Origin of the sequence: Parvibaculum lavamentivorans DS-1, from assembly GCF_000017565.1 — a bacterium.
GTDB classification, from domain to species: Bacteria; Pseudomonadota; Alphaproteobacteria; order Parvibaculales; family Parvibaculaceae; genus Parvibaculum; species Parvibaculum lavamentivorans.
Genome location: NC_009719.1, coordinates 3,094,174 through 3,110,512, shown reverse-complemented (window position 1 = coordinate 3,110,512; position 16,339 = coordinate 3,094,174). Strand labels below are relative to the sequence as shown.

The following is a 16,339-nucleotide window of genomic DNA, read 5'->3' as shown; positions in this document are numbered from 1 at the left end:
CCCGAACCGCTTCAAGCCGCTTTTACTTCGGCCCGCCATAAATCGGAAAACGCCTGCACAACTCGATGACGCGAGAGCGCACACTCGCCTCGACATCGCCGTTCTTGTCATCGCCGTTCTGCGCCAGTCCGTCCAGAACTTCCGTAATCAGTCGCCCGATCTCGGCAAATTCCGCTACACCGAAGCCGCGCGTCGTTCCCGCCGGCGTGCCAAGGCGAACGCCGGAAGTGATCGTCGGCTTCTCCGGATCGAATGGAATACCATTCTTGTTGCAGGTTATGTGTGCGCGCTCGAGTGCGGCTTCCGCCGTCTTGCCTGTCAGCTTCTTGGGTCTGAGATCGACAAGCATCAGATGCGTATCCGTGCCGCCTGAAACGATCGCAAGTCCAGCCTCGGCAAGTGTCGCCGCAAGCGTCCGCGCGTTGTCCACGACCGATTTTGCATAGGCCTTGAACTCTGGCCGGAGTGCCTCGCCAAAGGCAACGGCCTTGCCCGCGATGACATGCATCAGCGGTCCGCCTTGAATGCCGGGGAAGATCGCCGAGTTGACCTTCTTGCCGATGTCCTCGTTGTTCGAGAGGATCATGCCGCCCCGCGGCCCGCGCAGCGTCTTGTGAGTCGTCGTCGTAACGACGTCTGCATAAGGAAGCGGGCTCGGATGCATGCCGCCCGCGACGAGGCCGGCAAAATGCGCCATGTCCACCATGAAGAGCGCGCCAACACTGTCGGCGATTTCGCGAAATGCCTTGAAATCGATGACACGTGGATAAGCCGAGCCGCCCGCGATGATCATCTTCGGCTTGTGCTGCTTCGCCAGGCTGGCCACCTCATCCATATCGATCAGGTGGTCCTGGCTGCGAACGCCATATTGAACGGCATTGAACCATTTTCCGGACTGGTTGGGTGCCGCGCCATGCGTCAGGTGACCGCCGGCCGCAAGGCTCATGCCCATAATGGTGTCGCCCGGCTTCAGCAACGCCATCATCACGCCCTGGTTGGCTTGCGAACCGGAATTGGGCTGCACATTGGCATAGGTGCAATCGAACAGTTTTTTGGCGCGATCAATTGCCAGCTCTTCGGCTATATCGACAAACTCGCAGCCGCCGTAGTAGCGCTTGCCGGGATACCCTTCCGCATATTTGTTGGTCATGATCGATCCCTGCGCCTCGAGAACGGCGCGGGAGACGATGTTTTCCGAGGCGATCAACTCAATCTCGGTCTGCTGGCGCTCGAGTTCCAGCTCGATGGCCCTCAGGACGTCAGGATCGCTTGCCGCCAATCCATCGGTAAAAAACCCGGTAAAACTGCTCCGCTGGGACACGGCATCGCTCAAAGCCATAAAACTACCTTCTCTAATTTCCGCACTTCGTCGGATGCCATGCTTAAGCCCAGGTGATGCGCAAACCCCACCGGTTGGCGAAAACACCGCGGCAAGGCTATCCGTACGGGCAGCACGCCAGCGAGCATCCGGGTTCAATTACCGGCGTGATACCACATATCGTTTGTGGTCGCCAATTCACCACAAACCTTCGGTGGAACCGCCCCCCCCGCGGCCGGGCTTGTAATCGGCATGTATTCGCCGCCAACTTTAGCACCGGAATGGACTTGATAGACGTGTCTTGTGTGAGTTTAGTGTAAGACAAACTAGAACCATCGAGTTTACTTCGTCATATAAATCAAGAAATTATTATAGGGCGCCCGCCAGTAATGTTTCACATGAGAATCTCTAGGTTTCGATGCCTTTCCAACTGTAAGATAATCTTGATATCTTTCATTTTAGGAGTTATATCGCGCTAGAAGATGGCGTTTTTGCACCCCCGCGGAGCGGAGGCGTCACCCCCAGTAAGGCAATTTGTCGGAATGAATGAGACTAGGTCTTCAGTGTCCGGTGACACGACGGAAATACTTCGCCTCGCAACTGAAATAGTTGCGGCTTATGTAAGCAACAACGCGATCGCAGCGAATGACATTGCCGGGATGATCCGCGCCGTTCATTCAACGCTTTCAGATCTCGGTCAAGGCGTAAGTGCCAAGGAAGCCGACCTTGCGCCCGCGGTCCCGGTCAAGAAATCTGTCACGTCGGACTACATTGTCTGCCTGGAAGACGGCAAGAAGCTCAAAATGCTGAAGCGCTATCTGCGCTCGCAATTTGGCCTTACGCCGGAGGAATACAGGGCTCGCTGGAACCTGCCACACGACTACCCAATGGTAGCGCCGAACTACGCGGCCCAGCGTTCCAAACTGGCGAAGCAGATCGGTCTCGGACGGGTCGGCACGGCGCCAGCACGCGGTCGCAAGAAGAAGTAACCCGGAACCAAAGCCATCTAAACGATGATCCCGCCGCCTGCCGGCGGTTCCGAGCGTTCTGTTCCGCCCTCTTTCTTGATATGTCCGTTCTTTTCCATCACGTAGCGCAACTTGCGCACAGCAACGCGCTCAAGCTCCACTTCCGCCGCAGTTGCCGGGCCCACCACTGAGACTTCTGTACCGGTCTCGACATCGACAGCCGTCACTTTGACGCTGCCGCCGATGGGCGTGTATTCGATTATGATTTCGCGGCGCGCACCGCCGTCGTCCCGTCGCGATCCCCTCGGACCGCCTGCGCCGCTTTCAGGCGGCACGTCTGATCTTGCGGCGGGTCCATACCTGGTCCAGCGCCTCCACGAGATCGCGCATCATCTCATCTGTATGAACGGGGCATGGCGTAAAGCGCAGCCGCTCGGTGCCCCGGGGTACGGTCGGATAGTTGATCGGCTGAACATAGATGCCGAAATCCCTCAGCAGATCGTCGCTCACCTGCTTGCAGGTAACAGGATCGCCTACCATCACCGGTACGATATGGCTTTCGCACATCATTACCGGCAGTCCCGCGTCCGCCAGCATTTGGCGCAACGTTGCCGCGCGTTCCTGATGCCGCTCCCGTTCCGCATCGCTCGCCTTGAGGTGGCGCACCGCGGCAAGGACGCCCGCGACCAGCACCGGCGCAAGCGAGGTCGAGAAGATAAAGCCTGGCGCATAGGAACGGACCACATCGACAAGATCGGCTGAAGCGGCGATATAGCCGCCCATCACGCCAAAGCCTTTGGCGAGCGTCCCCTCGATGATGTCCACTTTTTCGAGGACATCGTCGCGCTCCGCGATCCCGCCTCCACGCGGCCCGTAAAGCCCGACAGCGTGAACTTCATCGAGATATGTCAGCGCTCCATACTTGCGGGCGAGGTCACAAATTGCACCGATAGGTGCAATGTCGCCATCCATTGAATAAACGGATTCGAACGCCACGATCTTTGGCTGCGCCGGATCGATCTCGCTGAGGAGTTCCTCCAGATGCGCCAGGTCGTTATGACGCCAAAGCCTTTTCGGTCCACCGCCGCGTTTGATGCCTTCGATCATCGATGCATGGTTCATCTCGTCCGAGATGATGACACAGTCACCCAGAATGCGTGCAAGCGTCGATAGCGTTGCATCGTTCGCGGCATAGCCGGAGGTAAAAAGAAGCGCCGCCTCCTTCTGATGGAGGTCCGCAAGCTCGCGCTCAAGTTCAACGTGATAATGCGTCGTGCCGGAAATGTTGCGCGTGCCGCCCGAGCCCGCTCCGACTTCTTCGATTGCCCGATGCATCGCTTCGACAACGGCCGGATGCTGCCCCATGCCCAGATAATCGTTGGAGCACCACACGACGATGTCGCGTTTGCCTTCGGGCGTATGAAAAGTGGCGCGCGGAAAAGATCCGCGATGGCGCACAATGTCCGCAAAGACGCGGTAGCGTCCTTCGTCTTTCACGGCGCGTAGCGCTTCGGCCAGCTTCCGCTTGTAGTCGATGGCATCCTGGCCCATGACCGCTTCCCGTCCCTCGCCCAGCCTATCGGCGGAGCAAATGTCTTCACCTGTTTAGCACAACTTACCCCCGGACCGCAGCCCGGCCAGAAGCGAATTGTCGCAGAAAAGTCATGGGCTTGGAGAGGGCCTGTTACGAGGGCCAGAGCCCTTTTTCAATGAGAACCGTTTTCAGGAGCGCCGGCACATCGGTCATGAGCCCGTCGACGCCGAGATCGATCAAGCGGCGCATTTCTGCCTCATCGTCGATGGTCCAGACATGCACCTGGAGCCCGAGCTCATGGGCCCTGTCCACCAGCGCCCGGTCCACCAGCGTAACGCCATATTGCTCGATGGGAATTTGTGCAACGCCCTCCACAAATCCTCCGAGCAGCGCCCCGGCCGCCCCCGCCCAGCTGCCCAAACGCAGCCTTACGGTCGAAAGCGGCCCCATGCCCGTACAGAGCCTCGGCCCAATGGCATCGCGGATCGCGGCAGTGCGTTTGCCAGAGAAGGCGGTAACGCAAACCCGATCGATGACATCCATATCCTTCAGCAGCTTGATCAGCGGTTCCGCCGCATTGTCGCGCTTCGGATCGATGTTGATCTTGATCTCGGGCCAGGTGCTCAGAAGTTCCGCCAGCAGCGGTATCGGCTCCTTCCCGTCCACACGTGCCTTGCGCACCTGGTCGTAATCCATGTCCGCAATGCAGCCGGTGCTGTCGGTCACGCGATCCAGCCGGTCATCATGAAAGGCAAGCAGCACGCCGTCGCGTGTCGCATGCACGTCGGTTTCGACATACCGGTAGCCGAGATCGATCGCTCCTTGAAAGGCCGGCATCGTATTTTCCGGCCATGCTCCTGCGCCCCCCCGATGCGCGAAAGCAAGCAACCCGTCATGCTCGAGATAAGGAAATTTCGCCGGTCGCATTCACCGCCCTCGCCGCAGCCTCGGATCTTTTCTTAGTTTTCCAGCGCGCTCGTATTCACGCTGCCATCGCGATCATACACGTCATCCCGGAAGTTAACGATCCCCTCCGGCGTCACCCACGCGGTCAGATACATGAGGTAAATCGGCACCGGCGTCGCCAGCGACACATTTCTGTACTGCCGGGAATCCACCGATCGCGCTACCCGTGCCGCATCCCATTCGGAGCTATCTCCCTGCATCAGCCAGCTCACAAGCCCGCGAACATTCTGCACACGGACGCAACCCGAACTGAAGTTGCGTTCCTGCCTTCCGAACAGGGTCTTGGTCGGCGTGTCATGAAGAAAGATCGCCTGGTTGTTGGGAAAATTGATCTTGAGAGAACCGAGCGAATTGCCCGGCCCGGGGTCCTGCCTGAAGTAATAAGCTTCATTGATGCGCGGGTTCGACCAGTCGATATTGCGCGGGTTCAATTCACGGATATTTGTGTCCCATCCCTGCAGCACGCGAATGCCCTGCCGTTGCAGATAGTCGGGATTGGCCCGGATCTTCGGCAGCATATCGGCCATCGCGATGGATTTCGGGACATACCAGTAAGGATTGAACGTGATCGAGTTTACTTCACTGGTGATTTCCGGCGTTTGCCGGTCCTGCTTGCCGACGATGACGGGCTCGCGGAACTCCACAATCCCGTTGTTCACCGCTTCAACTTCCTGCCCCGCAATATTCACAAACACGTACCGGTCGGGCAGCGCGGGAACCGCCGCCGAAAGCCGGCGTAGATTGAGTTCCAGTTGCCGAATACGCGTCTGAACGCGAACATTCATCGCCGCAATGGTGCGCCTCCCGACGATACCATCGGGCTCAAGCCCGTTGCGCACCTGATACCGGCGCACCGCTTCATAAACATTGGCGTCATAAAGCTCGGCGTCCTGCGCCGGAACGGTCAGGTCGCCGGTCGCCGTCAACCGTTCGCGCACCTGCACGACGCGCGGGTCGCGCACACCGAGCTCCAGCCGTTCGCCGGAGGCCACATAGCCCCAGCCGCCGAGATTGGCGATTACGCGATAAGTCTCGATTGCGTGCGTAAGCGGCAACAGCGTCTCGGCGCTGAGAACCGGCGCTGACGACCGCTCGAAGGGCGGCGCTTCCGCAACAGCCGCGCCCGTCTCCGCCTGCCAGGGGTCCACCCAATGGGTCTGGTCCTGCCCGTAATTCCTCGCGATCTCGGCCATGGCCGGACCAGCGGAAAGCCAGGCCGCAAACAATCCACAGATGAATATGGCCCGTTGCGAAAACCGGAACCGGATTGGCTTCGTAAACACCTTGATTACACAGCCCCAACTTGCAATGCCGGCAACCCATCCAGCACAAGAACATCCGCTCTCTTTACCATTTTGGGACAGCCAATGCCTGCCGATCCCGCAACACCGTCAGACTGCCATGAAATATGCGCCATGAGGCTCCAACTTTCTGGTTGCCTGACCCGGAATAGGTCACACTTCCGTTATGAGTGGTGAAATTGCAACTCTCATGCTCAATGCCGGCTTCGTGCTGGCGGCCATGCTCGTGGTCTGGGTGCTCAGCGTCATCCTGCGTGACGCAGGAATTGTCGATATCTTCTGGGGCCTCGGATTCGTCATCATCGCCCTCGCCACCTGGAGCCTCAATCCCGGCTACTCCACCCGCGCCGCGCTGATTGCCGGCCTCACCGCGCTCTGGGGTCTGCGTCTTGCCGGCCACCTCTATCTCCGCTGGCGCCGGGAGGCGAGCGAGGACCGCCGCTATGCCGCCATGCGCGCGAAACGCGGCCCCTCCTTCTGGTGGAAAAGCCTCTATATCGTCTTCGGCCTGCAGGCGGCGATCATGTTTGCCGTCTCGCTGCCGGTACAGTTCGGCATCATGGCCGAAACACCCGGCCGCCTCACACTCGCGGATGTGCTCGGCACTGTTCTTGTCCTCACGGGCCTTGCCTTCGAAGCGATCGGCGACGCTCAGCTCACCGCTTTCAAGGCCGATCCGGCCAATCGCGGCAAGGTGATGGATCGCGGTCTCTGGGCATGGACCCGTCATCCGAATTATTTTGGCGACGCCGTTGTCTGGTGGGGCCTGTTCATCATCGCCGCATCCTCGCCCGCCTTGTGGTGGACGGCCATCGGCCCCGCCCTGATGACATGGTTTCTTGTAAACGTCTCAGGCAAGGCGCTTCTCGAGCGTGGCCTCCGCAAATCGCGCCCCGGCTACGACGACTATGTCTGGCGCACAAGCGGGTTCATCCCCCTGCCGCCACGCCGCAGGGACTGACATGTCGCGCGAGTAAACGGGCTAGAGCCGATAACGGATCTGGTCGGTCCAGAAGCGTTCAAGCTTGAACAGCGTCGCATTCGCCTGGCGCAGTTCATCTGCCGAAATATCGCCCACCTCGACGATCATCATGCAGTGCTTGTTATAGAGCTCGTTGATCGACGCACAGATCGCACGGCCTTTTTCCGTCAGCTTGACGCGGACAGACCGGCGGTCCGAGCGCGAGCGCTGATGATGGATATAACCGGCTTCGACCAGCTTCTTCAGATTGTAGGAAACATTCGAGCCGAGATAATGCCCGCGCGTCCGGAGCTCGCCTGCGGTCATTTCCGAGTCGCCGATATTGAAAAGAAGCAGGGCCTGCACACTGTTGATCTCCGAACAACGCGTCCGGTCCAGCTCGTCCTTGATGACATCGAGCAGCCGCCTGTGAAGGCGTTCAACATAGGTGAGGGCTTCGAGATAAGCTTCCTTGCGGCCCGGATCCTTCTGATCCTCCACAAATGCTTCGGTTTTGAGGTTGGTCATACCCATGGGTTTGGCCTCTGAACTCGCACAAATCACGCCGTAGCGGCACCTTCTGTCCCGCTTTTCGTCACTCTATGTGCGTTCGTCCTAACGAGGCCTTAAACTGCCGGGCGCGGGGCCAAACTGGAGAGAAGTTGCTTAAAACTATATTTCTCCGCGGATCAGCTTGATGACCCCCGAAAAATCCAGATTCTCTTCCCCAGCCGCTTCCATGAGCGCGTAAAGCTGCGCCGCCTGCGCCCCGAGAGGTGTCGGCGTTCTCGCCGTTTTGGACGCATCCTGTGCGAGGCGCAGGTCCTTGAGCATCATCGCGGCTGAAAATCCCGGCTTGTAGTTCCGGTTGGCGGGAGATGCAGGCACGGGGCCGGGCACCGGGCAATAGGAAGTCATGGACCAGCACTGGCCGGAAGCCGTCGAGGAAATATCGAAAAGCGTCTGCGCATCGAGCCCGAGCTTCTCTCCCAGCACGAAGGCCTCCGAAACGCCGATCATCGAAATGCCGAGGATCATGTTGTTGCAGACCTTGGCAACCTGCCCGTTTCCCGCCGCCCCTGCGTGAAAGATATTCTTGCCCATGATCTCCAGCAGCGGCTTCGCCTTCTCGAAGGCATCCACGGTGCCGCCTGCCATGAAGGTTAACGTGCCCGCTTCCGCTCCTCCTACCCCGCCCGACACAGGCGCGTCGATCATCATCATGCCGGCCTTTTCCGCCGCCGCTATCGTCTCCCGCGCAGAGGGAACGTCGATGGTCGAGCTGTCGATGAAAACCGTACCCTTCGCCGCCACCGACAAGAGGCCGCCTTCGCCCAAATAGACCGAGCGCACATGCTCGCCCGCCGGCAGCATCGTTACGACGAATTCGACGTCCTTCGCCGCGTCGCTCGCGCTCGCCGCTTTTGTGGCACCGGCTTCGACAAGCGCCGCAACAGCCGCGGGCGCAAGATCGAACACCTTGAGCGCATGTCCTGCCTTGGCGAGGTTCTTCGCCATCGGCCCGCCCATATTGCCGAGTCCAATAAATCCGATCTTCGCCATGCCGTCCTCCCTCTGCCGCCTAGCCGAATGTCAGCTCATCCGCACCGAGCGGCTCGAAATATCCGTCCACATCGTCCACATTCATGTCGGAAAGCGTTTCCGGCTTCCATTTCGGATTTTGATCCTTGTCGATCACGACTGCCCGCACGCCTTCATAGAAGTCGTGTCCTTTCACAAAGCCGTTGATGAGCCGGAACTCCAGCTTCATGCAGGCATCGAAGTCGAGCGCCGCGCCCTCGCGAATTTGCCGGAAAGCGACAAGCGTGCTTGTCGGCGATTTGGTTTCGATTGTATCCGCGGTCTTTGTCTCCCACTCGCCCCCATCCGCGCGAAGCGAAGCGAGAATCTCGGCAACGGAATTCTTCCCGAAATGCCGGTCGATCGTCCCGCGCAGTTCGGCGAGCGGCGCCGCACCCTCTTCTTCCGCAACTTCGCCAAGCGCCTCGCGTACCGGCGCGCCGCCGGCCAGGCGATCCTTCAGCGTCTCAAGCCGCACCGACGGAACATAGGCGTCCGCAATGCCGGCATAAACGGCATCCGCCGCCTTTATCCTCGCACCGGTAAGCCCGAGAAAAAGTCCCGTTTCGCCGGGGCAGCGCGGCAGAAAATAAGTACCGCCCACATCGGGGAAAAGTCCAATGCCGGTTTCAGGCATCGCAAAGGTAAGCCTCTCGGTCGCCACGCGATGTGAACCATGCACGGAAAGGCCGACGCCGCCACCCATGTTGATCCCGTCCATCAGCGCCACATAAGGCTTCGGATAATGCTTGATGAAGCGATTGAGTTGATATTCCTCGCGCCAGAAATCGAGCGCCGTCCTGTCTCCCGCCTGCCCCCAATCGTAGAGCGCGCGAATGTCGCCGCCTGCGCAGAACGCCTTCTCGCCCGCCGCCTCGATGACGACGCATTGCACATTGGGTTCCTCCGCCCACGCCGCGAGCTGCGGATGGATCGCGCGCACCATGCCGAGCGTCAGCGCATTGAGCGCCTTTGGCCGGTTGAGCGTGACGATGCCCGCGGCCCCACGCCGCTCGAAGAGGACTTCAGGTTCTTCGCTCATGTCAGCTCTTCAGTAGTTCGCGCGCGATGATGACGCGCATGATCTCGTTCGTTCCCTCGAGTATCTGGTGCACGCGTGCATCGCGCAGGTGCCGCTCCAGCGGAAAATCCTTCAGATACCCGTAGCCGCCGTGAATCTGCAGCGCCTCGTTGATGACGTTGAAGCCCACATCCGTCGCGAACCGCTTCGCCATCGCGGCATGCATTGTCGCGTCCGGCGCCTTCGCATCGACCTTTGTTGCCGCCTGCATGATCATCAGCCGCGCCGCTTCCAGCTCCGTCGCCATGTCGGCGAGCTTGAACTGCAATGCCTGGAACTGGGCGAGCTTCTTGCCGAACTGTTCACGCTCGCCGAGATAATCTTTCGCCCGCTTCAATGCCGCCCGCGCCGTGCCGAGGGAGCAGGCGCCGATATTGAGCCGCCCGCCATCGAGCCCCATCATGGCGATCTTGAAGCCTTCGCCCTCTTCGCCGATCCGGTTGGCCACCGGCACGCGCGCATCCTCGAAAATCACCTGCGCCGTCGGCTGGCTGTTCCAGCCCATCTTGCGTTCCGGCGCACCGAAGGAAACGCCCGGTGTGTCTTTCTCCACGACGATGCAGGAAACGCCCTTGGCGCCCGCCTCGCCGGTCCGCACCATGCACACATAGAGGTCGGAAGTGCCGGCCCCGGAAATGAAAGCCTTCGAACCGTTCAGCACATAATGGTCGCCATCGCGCACGGCCTTCGTCTTCAATGCCGCCGCGTCCGATCCGCTGGACGGCTCCGTCAGGCAATAGCTCGCAATGAGATCCATCGGCGTCAGGCGCGGCAGCCATTTCTGACGCTGCTCCTCATTGCCGAAGCGGTCGATCATCCACGACGCCATATTGTGGATCGACATGAACGCCGCAGTCGATGTGCAGCCCTCCGACAGCGCCTCGAATATCAGCGCCGCGTCGAGCCGCGTCAGCGCCGAGCCGCCCACATCCTCGCGCACATAAATTCCGGCAAAGCCGAGCGCCGCCGCCTTGCGCATCGTCGCCACGGGAAAAAAGGCATCCCGGTCCCAATCGGCCGCATGGGGGGCCAGCTCATCGGTCGCAAAGTTGCGCGCCACATCCTGAAATGCCTGCTGCTCTTCGGTGAGATCGAAGCGCATGTTTCTTTCCTCCCGGATAGCCGCCAACCCTCGAAACCGGCTTGTGAGCGTGATACTGGCCGCCCTTCGGCCTGTCAACGAAGCGCCCTCCTTACGCTGCGGAACACGGGCTCCTCCGGACATTCGGGCACATTGCACCCGTCCCGCCTTGGCGCTATGAGTTTCGCATGACCGAAAAACAACGCCCCGCCCCCTCCTTTCCCGCCATCCGCATGCGCCGCAACCGCAAGGTCGACTGGTCGCGACGGCTCGTGGCGGAAAACAGCCTTTCGGTAAACGACCTTCTCTGGCCGATTTTCCTGACCGAGGGCAATGGCGTCCTGGAGCCCGTCTCGACCATGCCGGGCGTCCACCGCCGCAGCGTCGATGAGGCGGTCCGCGCCGCAGAGGAAGCCGCCGCGCTCGACATTCCGGTCATCGCCCTCTTCCCCTTCACCCCCACCGGAAAGCGCGACGCGACCGGTTCGCTCGCCACCGACCCGGACAATCTCGTCTGCCGCGCCACCCGTGCCATCAAGGCCGCAGTGCCTAATATCGGCATTCTCTGCGACGTCGCGCTCGATCCCTACACGAGCCACGGCCATGACGGGCTGCTTGCCGGAGACGTCATCCTGAACGATGAGACGCTTGAGGCTCTGGTCGCGCAGGCGCTTGTTCAGGTCGAAGCCGGCTGCGACATCATCGCGCCCTCCGACATGATGGACGGCCGCGTCGCCGCGATCCGCGCCGCACTCGAAGCGGCAGGACATACGAACACCCAGATCATGGCTTATGCCGCGAAATATGCGTCCGCTTTCTACGGCCCCTTCCGCGACGCCATCGGTTCGTCGGGTGCCCTGAAGGGCGACAAGCGCACCTATCAGATGGACCCCGCGAATGGCGACGAGGCCCTGCGCGAAGTCGCCCTCGACATCGCCGAAGGCGCCGACATGGTCATGGTGAAGCCGGGCCTGCCCTATCTCGACATCGTGTCTCGCGTGAAGGCCGAGTTCGGCATGCCGACTTTCGCCTATCAGGTTTCCGGCGAATATTCGATGATCGCCGGCGCCATCGAGCGCGGCTGGTTCGACAGAGACCGCGTGATCCTCGAAAGCCTCATGGCTTTCAAGCGCGCCGGTGCCGATGGCGTGTTGACTTACTTCGCGCTGGATGCGGCGAGGCTCCTCAAGGCGTAAGCCCCGCAAGTGCAAGCGATGCCTCGCCATGGAGCGCGGCAAGTCCTCCCGCCCGTTCCGTAAGCTCGGCCACCTCCGCCGCGAGCCGTTTGCGCTTCGTTGCGGATTTCCTGTCGCCAAGCCGCCCGAACATCAATTCGTAACGGCCGGGAAAATCGCGCGCGAAAGCGAGATAGGTTTCCCGCACCGCCTTCGCGCTGCCCACGGCTTCCAGATCGTCAATCAATATCTCGTAGCCCTCGATGGCGACCGCCCCAAGCAGCTCGTCGAGATTGGCGAAATGCCGGTAAGGCGCCGCCTCCGAAACGCCCGCCCGCCGCGCTGCCTCGCGCATCGTCAGCGCATGGCGTCCGCGAATGTCGATCAGCGTCATTGCTGCTTCCATCAGCCCGCGCCGAAGGTCGCCATGATGATATGTCGTCTTCTGGCCTCGAAGGCGCATTCGCGATTCACGTTCTTGCTTTGTCTCGATAATTTACATGTTATCGCCGTTAACATCGGTGTCAACCTTAATTGGAGAACGATCCGTGAACGGAGCATAAAGTTTTGGTTAAAAGGCAAAGTCCTCGTGCATGCCGTCTATGCGCACGATGGTATCGGTGATGAACCCGTTGAAACCGGTCTGCATTCCGATCGAGTATGCGCCCATAAGCCCGAACTCTACCCAGTCGCCTTCGCGGATATTCTCAGGAAGATAGAATGGCAGCTTCAGCACATCGAGACTGTCGCAGGTCGGCCCGAAGATGCGGAACGGCCGCAGCTCCCCTTCAACCTTGCCATCCTTCGTCAGCGCCCGCACCGGCGGATCGAGGTCTCCGTCCCGGATTTCGGAAAGACAGCCGTAAATGCCGTCATTGATATAAAGATCGTCGCCCTTCCGCAGATGCACCTGCGTCAGCACCGAGCAGGCTTCGGCAACCAGCGCTCGTCCGGGCTCGGCAAACAGTGGCACCTCGATCCCGAGCCGCTCCCTTGCCGCCGCAATGGTGTCGAAATAGGTCTGCAGCGGCGGCACATTCGATTTGTAGATGGCGGGAAAGCCGCCGCCGACATCGAGATATTCGAGCTTCACTCCCGCTTCCTCCGCCACTCTCATCGCCATCTCCATGGCGACGCGAAAGGCGTCTGGGTCGAGGCATTGGCTGCCGACATGAAAGGCGATGGCGGTCCGGCATCCGCGCCTGCTCGCTTCCTTGAGAAGCGTCACCGCCCCCTCGGGCGCCGCGCCGAACTTCGCGGAAAGGTCATAGACCACCTTCCCCTTCGGCGTCGCGATGCGCACTTCGATTGTGATGTCGGTGCCCGCAATCGAGATCACCTTGTCGAGCTCGTCGGGATGGTCCACCACATAATCGGTGATCCCGTAAACATCCGCCGCCGCCTCCAGCGCGCCGCGCCCCTTCACCGGATGGTTGAAATAGCAATGCGCCTCCGGCAGTAGCTCCGTCACCTTCGCGATTTCGGAAATCGACGCCGTATCGAAATGATGAATGCCCGCATCCGACAGCGCCTTCAGCACATAAGGGTGAGGATTGCATTTGGTGGCATAAAGCACCGTCCCGGGAAATCCCTCGACAAAGCTCCGCGCCCGCGTCTTCAGGATATCCGGGAAAATGCAGAACACCGGATAGGAGGGGTCGAGCCGCTGGATGACATCCGTGACAGATGCAAAACGCAGTTGCCGCGCGGCGCTCGTCATGTCTTGTCCAATCTGGCGATAAGGCTCGATGTGTCCCAGCGCCGCCCGCCCATTGCCTGCACTTCGGAATAAAATTGATCGACAATCGCCGTCACCGGCAGATGGGCGCCGTTCCGCCTCGCCTCGTCGAGGCAGATGGCGAGGTCCTTCCGCATCCAGTCGACAGCAAAGCCGAAATCGAACTTGCCCTCTATCATGGTCTTGTAACGGTTTTCCATCTGCCAGCTTTGCGCCGCGCCCTTGGAAATCGTTTCGATCACGGCGGTGGCGTCGAGCCCCGCCTGTTTCGCGAAATGCAGCCCTTCCGCCAGTCCTTCCACCAGCCCGGCAATGCATATCTGGTTCACCATCTTGGTCAGCTGCCCCGCGCCCGATGGGCCGAGCAGCCGCGCCATCCGTGCATAGGCTGAAATGACGGGCGCCGCTTTCGCGAATGCGCCCTCGTCGCCGCCGGCCATCACCGTCAGCACGCCATTTTCGGCGCCCGCCTGCCCGCCCGAAACCGGCGCATCGATAAAGGAGATGCCGCGCGCTTTCGCTTCGTCATGAAGCTCGCGCGCCACAGCGGCGGAAGCCGTCGTGTGGTCGACGAAGATTGCCCCTTGCCCCATCTTCTGGAAGGCGCCCTCCGCGCCTGCGGTCACTTCGCGCAGATCATCGTCATTGCCGACACAGGCAAAAACGATCTCCGCGCCCGCGGCCGCTTCCGCGGGTGTCGCCGCCTGGGTGCCGCCATGCTCGCCCACCCAGCGTTCCGCCTTCGCCGCGGTCCTGTTGTAGACGGTAACCACGTGCCCGGCCTTTCCGAGATGACCAGCCATCGGGTATCCCATCACGCCAAGCCCGATAAATGCGACCTTGCTCACGCCTTGCCTCCTCGCGCTTCTCACTGGAGGCCTATCTAACAGGCTGCGCCCGCAAAGCGCAAAAAAGCGGCACCGCGTCGGAACGCGGCGCCGTATTTCCCGACGAATTTTTTCCGGAACCTAGCGTATCTCGCCTTCGGCGGCGATGCGCCCGGTCTTGCAGAGCTGGGAGGACTTCGCCGAGCAGGGCCCGTAATAGAGCCGCACGATGTTGCCTTCCATCGTCATGTCGTAACAGTCCGGCGTGTTGTACTGAATTTCTTCCGACCTGTGACACCAGCGGTTGCCCTCGATCCACCAGCTGCCGTCGCCTCGGCGGCTTCGCGTGGAAGAAGTACCGCGGTGATAGGTCTGGGCGAAATACTGGATCAGCTCGACATTCGTCGTGCCATCGGGATTGAGCTTGATGATCGTATTGATGAGGCGGCTGCCGCCCTCGAGTTCGATCCGGCCCATCTCCAGATGAAACGTCTTTCCCGTCATCTGCGAGCGGATTTGCCCGGCTGTCAGCGAGTTGCCCTTCTTGTTGAGAATGGTTTCCGCCGCATCGCCCCCGGCGCCGCTGCTCGTGCCATCCTGGATGCCGCCACCGGCGCTCGCCGCCGGCTCGGAGGCTTCAGGCGTCGGCTCCGGTATCACTTCCGGCGGCGGTATCGGTTTCGCATCCTTGCGGACCACCGTTTCCTTTTTCGGCTCCGGCGGCTTCACGGGCTCGGGCTTCGGCGGCTCCGGCTTCTGCACGGGCTCCGGCGGCGCCGCATAGCGGTCATTGGCCGAACCGGCGGCAAGCTGAAATGTCACGGCCTCTCCGCCGCCCGGCCCCGGCCCGCCGAATATTCCGCCGAAAGTCAGCAGCAGCGACAGGAAGAGCAGCGAGTGCAGCAGCACCGACGCAATCATGAAATTGCGCAGCTTGAAGTCGCGCCCTTCCATCTCGGCTTCGGCGCGTCTGTAAGTTGTCGCCGGCGCCGTCATTTGCCGCGCTCCGTCAGGATCGTGACCTGTTCCACGCCGACTTCCCGCAACCCCTCCATCAGGAGAAGCAGCGCTTCGGCCGGCGCTTCCTGGTCGGCTTTGATGGCGACGCGCTTCGTTCCCTGCTCGCCCAGATATCGCTCCACCATCGGTCCCGAAATCTTCGCGTCCACCACCCTGTCGCCAAGCCACACGAAACCGTCCGCTTCCATGATGAGCGTCGCCGGCAGGTCGCGTTCCCGGTCGTTGAGTTCTCCCTGCGGCAGGGCAACAGCCACGGGTTCGGGTGGCGTCATCGTGCCCGCCAGCAGGAAAAAGATCAGCAGCAGAAACACCACGTTGATAAGCGGAATCAGCGTCTCGAATTGCCGCCGGGGCTGTTCTTCGTCGAATTCGATCATGGCCTGATTTTCTCCACGCGCGCCGTACCCACGGCCTTCGCGCCGGATTGCCGTGCCGCCTCGACAGCCGCCACCAGCGCCTGCGTGCGCGATCCCTTTTCGGCGAGGATCGTGACGGTCATGTCCTTGCGCTCGCCGATGGCTTCGCGGAGAGACGCCGTCAGCGCCGTCCGCTCCACGGGCTTGCCGTCAAGCCTGAGCGTGCCGTCGCCCATCAGCCATATTTCGACAACGCGCGCATCGGTGGGCAGTTCGTCCGCGCTCGGCGCCGGCGTCACCACCGACAGCGATTGCGTCTGCATGAACGAAGTCGTCAGCATGAAAAAGATGAGCAGCAGAAACACCACGTCGATAAGCGGCGTCAGACTGGCCATCCCCCTGCGTCGAACGGGTTCCTCGAACATGGGTTTT

Annotated in this window: 18 protein-coding genes; 3 read left to right on the top strand and 15 right to left on the bottom strand. The window is 60.9% G+C overall.

Annotation, left to right across the window (positions count from 1 at the left end; translation table 11 throughout):
- Positions 1 to 22: 22 nt before the first annotated feature.
- Positions 23 to 1,339: a serine hydroxymethyltransferase gene (gene glyA / locus PLAV_RS14765; RefSeq protein WP_012111831.1), complete on the bottom strand. Its 1,317-nt coding sequence runs from the start codon at positions 1,337 to 1,339 to the stop codon at positions 23 to 25.
- A 521-nt stretch (positions 1,340 to 1,860) separates the two neighbouring features.
- On the opposite strand from glyA, the gene PLAV_RS14760 reads away from it, so the two are divergent.
- A complete protein-coding gene (locus PLAV_RS14760) occupies positions 1,861 to 2,307 on the top strand; it encodes a Ros/MucR family transcriptional regulator (protein ID WP_041536044.1) in 447 nt (148 codons plus the stop codon).
- Positions 2,308 to 2,324: 17 nt separating this feature from the next.
- Here the strand turns inward: PLAV_RS14760 and PLAV_RS19730 are convergent, their stop codons facing one another.
- From PLAV_RS19730 to PLAV_RS14740, 4 genes are all read right to left on the bottom strand, one after another.
- Positions 2,325 to 2,621: a DUF6898 family protein gene (locus PLAV_RS19730; RefSeq protein ID WP_012111829.1), complete on the bottom strand. Its 297-nt coding sequence runs from the start codon at positions 2,619 to 2,621 to the stop codon at positions 2,325 to 2,327.
- The gene (hemA, locus tag PLAV_RS14750) at positions 2,611 to 3,837 is read right to left on the bottom strand and encodes a 5-aminolevulinate synthase (RefSeq protein ID WP_012111828.1); all 1,227 of its coding nucleotides are present in this window, start codon (positions 3,835 to 3,837) and stop codon (positions 2,611 to 2,613) included. Before hemA ends, PLAV_RS19730 begins: the two co-directional genes overlap by 11 nt.
- Before the next feature lie 133 nt (positions 3,838 to 3,970).
- Complete coding sequence (locus PLAV_RS14745; RefSeq protein WP_012111827.1) at positions 3,971 to 4,747, bottom strand: glycerophosphodiester phosphodiesterase family protein; 777 nt, start codon at positions 4,745 to 4,747, stop codon at positions 3,971 to 3,973.
- 32 nt (positions 4,748 to 4,779) lie between these two features.
- Positions 4,780 to 5,979 carry a L,D-transpeptidase family protein gene (locus tag PLAV_RS14740; RefSeq protein WP_012111826.1) on the bottom strand — a complete coding sequence of 400 codons (1,200 nt, stop codon included), beginning with the start codon at positions 5,977 to 5,979 and terminating at the stop codon, positions 4,780 to 4,782.
- Positions 5,980 to 6,253: 274 nt separating this feature from the next.
- Between PLAV_RS14740 and PLAV_RS14735 the strand changes: the two genes are divergently transcribed.
- A complete protein-coding gene (locus tag PLAV_RS14735) occupies positions 6,254 to 7,048 on the top strand; it encodes a DUF1295 domain-containing protein (protein ID WP_012111825.1) in 795 nt (264 codons plus the stop codon).
- Between the two features lie 21 nt (positions 7,049 to 7,069).
- On the opposite strand, the gene ldtR is transcribed toward PLAV_RS14735, so the two are convergent.
- From ldtR to PLAV_RS14715, 4 genes are all read right to left on the bottom strand, one after another.
- The gene (ldtR, locus tag PLAV_RS14730; protein ID WP_012111824.1) at positions 7,070 to 7,582 is read right to left on the bottom strand and encodes a transcriptional regulator LdtR; all 513 of its coding nucleotides are present in this window, start codon (positions 7,580 to 7,582) and stop codon (positions 7,070 to 7,072) included.
- Between the two features lie 138 nt (positions 7,583 to 7,720).
- Positions 7,721 to 8,611 carry a 3-hydroxyisobutyrate dehydrogenase gene (gene mmsB, locus PLAV_RS14725; RefSeq protein ID WP_012111823.1) on the bottom strand — a complete coding sequence of 297 codons (891 nt, stop codon included), beginning with the start codon at positions 8,609 to 8,611 and terminating at the stop codon, positions 7,721 to 7,723.
- A 19-nt stretch (positions 8,612 to 8,630) separates the two neighbouring features.
- Entirely contained in the window at positions 8,631 to 9,671 is a 1,041-nt protein-coding gene (locus PLAV_RS14720) for an enoyl-CoA hydratase/isomerase family protein (RefSeq protein ID WP_012111822.1), read from the bottom strand.
- Between the two features lies 1 nt (position 9,672).
- On the bottom strand, positions 9,673 to 10,812 hold the full coding sequence (locus PLAV_RS14715; protein ID WP_012111821.1) for an isobutyryl-CoA dehydrogenase: 1,140 nt from the start codon (positions 10,810 to 10,812) through the stop codon (positions 9,673 to 9,675).
- 167 nt (positions 10,813 to 10,979) lie between these two features.
- On the opposite strand from PLAV_RS14715, the gene hemB reads away from it, so the two are divergent.
- Entirely contained in the window at positions 10,980 to 11,987 is a 1,008-nt protein-coding gene (hemB, locus tag PLAV_RS14710) for a porphobilinogen synthase (RefSeq protein WP_012111820.1), read from the top strand.
- Here hemB and PLAV_RS14705 read toward each other — a convergent pair.
- From PLAV_RS14705 to PLAV_RS14680, 6 genes are all read right to left on the bottom strand, one after another.
- A complete protein-coding gene (locus PLAV_RS14705; protein ID WP_012111819.1) occupies positions 11,977 to 12,429 on the bottom strand; it encodes a TetR/AcrR family transcriptional regulator in 453 nt (150 codons plus the stop codon). The genes hemB and PLAV_RS14705 overlap by 11 nt on opposite strands.
- 108 nt (positions 12,430 to 12,537) lie before the next feature.
- Positions 12,538 to 13,686: a type III PLP-dependent enzyme gene (locus PLAV_RS14700; protein WP_012111818.1), complete on the bottom strand. Its 1,149-nt coding sequence runs from the start codon at positions 13,684 to 13,686 to the stop codon at positions 12,538 to 12,540.
- Positions 13,683 to 14,552, bottom strand: coding sequence for an NAD(P)-dependent oxidoreductase (locus PLAV_RS14695; RefSeq protein ID WP_012111817.1), 870 nt, complete (start codon positions 14,550 to 14,552; stop codon positions 13,683 to 13,685). Before PLAV_RS14695 ends, PLAV_RS14700 begins: the two co-directional genes overlap by 4 nt.
- Before the next feature lie 120 nt (positions 14,553 to 14,672).
- The gene (locus tag PLAV_RS14690) at positions 14,673 to 15,527 is read right to left on the bottom strand and encodes a hypothetical protein (protein WP_012111816.1); all 855 of its coding nucleotides are present in this window, start codon (positions 15,525 to 15,527) and stop codon (positions 14,673 to 14,675) included.
- On the bottom strand, positions 15,524 to 15,928 hold the full coding sequence (locus PLAV_RS14685) for an ExbD/TolR family protein (protein WP_012111815.1): 405 nt from the start codon (positions 15,926 to 15,928) through the stop codon (positions 15,524 to 15,526). Before PLAV_RS14685 ends, PLAV_RS14690 begins: the two co-directional genes overlap by 4 nt.
- Positions 15,925 to 16,332 carry an ExbD/TolR family protein gene (locus PLAV_RS14680; RefSeq protein ID WP_012111814.1) on the bottom strand — a complete coding sequence of 136 codons (408 nt, stop codon included), beginning with the start codon at positions 16,330 to 16,332 and terminating at the stop codon, positions 15,925 to 15,927. Before PLAV_RS14680 ends, PLAV_RS14685 begins: the two co-directional genes overlap by 4 nt.
- Positions 16,333 to 16,339 lie beyond the last annotated feature (7 nt).